1 protein-coding gene and 1 other annotated feature are annotated in these 1,302 nt (G+C 65.7%); the gene reads right to left on the reverse strand.

The genetic code is table 11. The annotated features are described in order from the left end of the window. Window positions 1-15: 15 nt before the first annotated feature. Window positions 16-1,250, reverse strand: a protein-coding gene (locus tag DEI89_RS17225; protein ID WP_258369044.1) for an IS3 family transposase whose coding sequence is annotated in 2 segments (ribosomal slippage) — window positions 16-971 and window positions 971-1,250 — 1,236 coding nt in all. Because the reading frame shifts where the segments join, the coding sequence is not laid out codon by codon here. Beyond that, window positions 859-972, reverse strand: a sequence feature (AL1L pseudoknot). It overlaps the preceding gene by 114 nt. Window positions 1,251-1,302 lie beyond the last annotated feature (52 nt).

A 1,302-nucleotide genomic window follows, 5' to 3' on the forward strand; every position in this document is an offset into this window, starting at 1 on the left:
TGTTCCGCCCCGGGTTCAGTAGAGGCTCGGTAGTGCCGCTTCGACGGTAGTCGGAGCGGGGTTGTGACGGTAATGGCCTTGCTCGAACTCGACCGGCGGGACCATGCCGAGTTCACCGTGCAGACGGCGGTGGTTGAACCAGTCGATGTACTCGACCGTCGCGATCTCAAGGTGCTCGATGCCGCGCCACGGTCCCTTGTTGCGGATCAGCTCGGCCTTGAAGATCGAGTTCACCGCCTCCGCGAGGGCATTGTCATAGCTGTCGCCCTTGGACCCAACGGACGCGACCGCACCGGCCTCAGCGAGCCGGTCCGTGTAGCGAATAGCTCGGTATTGGACTCCTCGATCGCTGTGATGGATCAGCTGTGACAGATCTCGGTTCTCGCGTTGCCGGGTCCAGATGCCCATCTCGAGGGCGTCGAGGACGAGGTCGGTGCGCATGTTCTTCGATAGCTGCCAGCCGACGATGCGGCGGGAGAACACGTCCGTGACGAACGCGGCGTAGACCCACCCGGAGAAGGTGCGGATGTAGGTGATGTCGGCGACCCAGAGCTGGTCCGGGCCGGTCGCGGTAAACGCCCGCTGCACCAGATCCGCCGGCCGGTCCCCGACCGGGCCCGGAATCGTCGTCTTCGGCCCCTTCCGCTTGGACACGCCGTGCAGTCCGGTGGACCGCATGAGTCGCTCAACGGTGCAGCGGGCAATCACGTGCCCCTCCCGCCGTAGCTGTGCGTGTACCTTCCGGGCGCCGTAAACGCCGTAGTTGGTCCGGTGCACCCGCTCGACCTCGACCGTGCGGGCAGCGTCACTGATCGACCGCGCCGACGGTGGTCTAACCTTCACCGCGTAGTAGCTCGACGGGGCGACCTGCAACGTGCGACAGATCGGCTCGACCCCAAACTCGTGCTTATGCGCGTCGATGAACTGCGTCATCTGCTGGAGGGGCGGTCGAGCTCCGCCGCGAAGAAAGCCGACGCCGACTTCAGAATCTGATTCGCCCGCCGCAACTCCCGAACCTCGCGTTCGAGTTCCGCAATCCGCTGCGCGTCGTCGGTCGTGACGCCGGGCCGGTCACCCGCGTCGATCTCGGCCTGCTGCACCCAGTTCCGCAGTGTCTCCGGATTGATCCCGAGCTGTTCACCGATCCGGCGCAGCGCACCGCCTCTGGTGTTCGGGTCGCGGCGCGCTTCCACCGCGAGTCGGACCGCTCGCTCCCGAAGCTCCTCCGGGTACTTCCTCGGTGCTCCCATGACTCTCATCCTCCCGTGGATTGAGAGCCTCCATCAGACCCGGGGCGGAACA

Source organism: Curtobacterium sp. MCBD17_030 (assembly GCF_003224255.1).
GTDB lineage: Bacteria > Actinomycetota > Actinomycetes > Actinomycetales > Microbacteriaceae > Curtobacterium.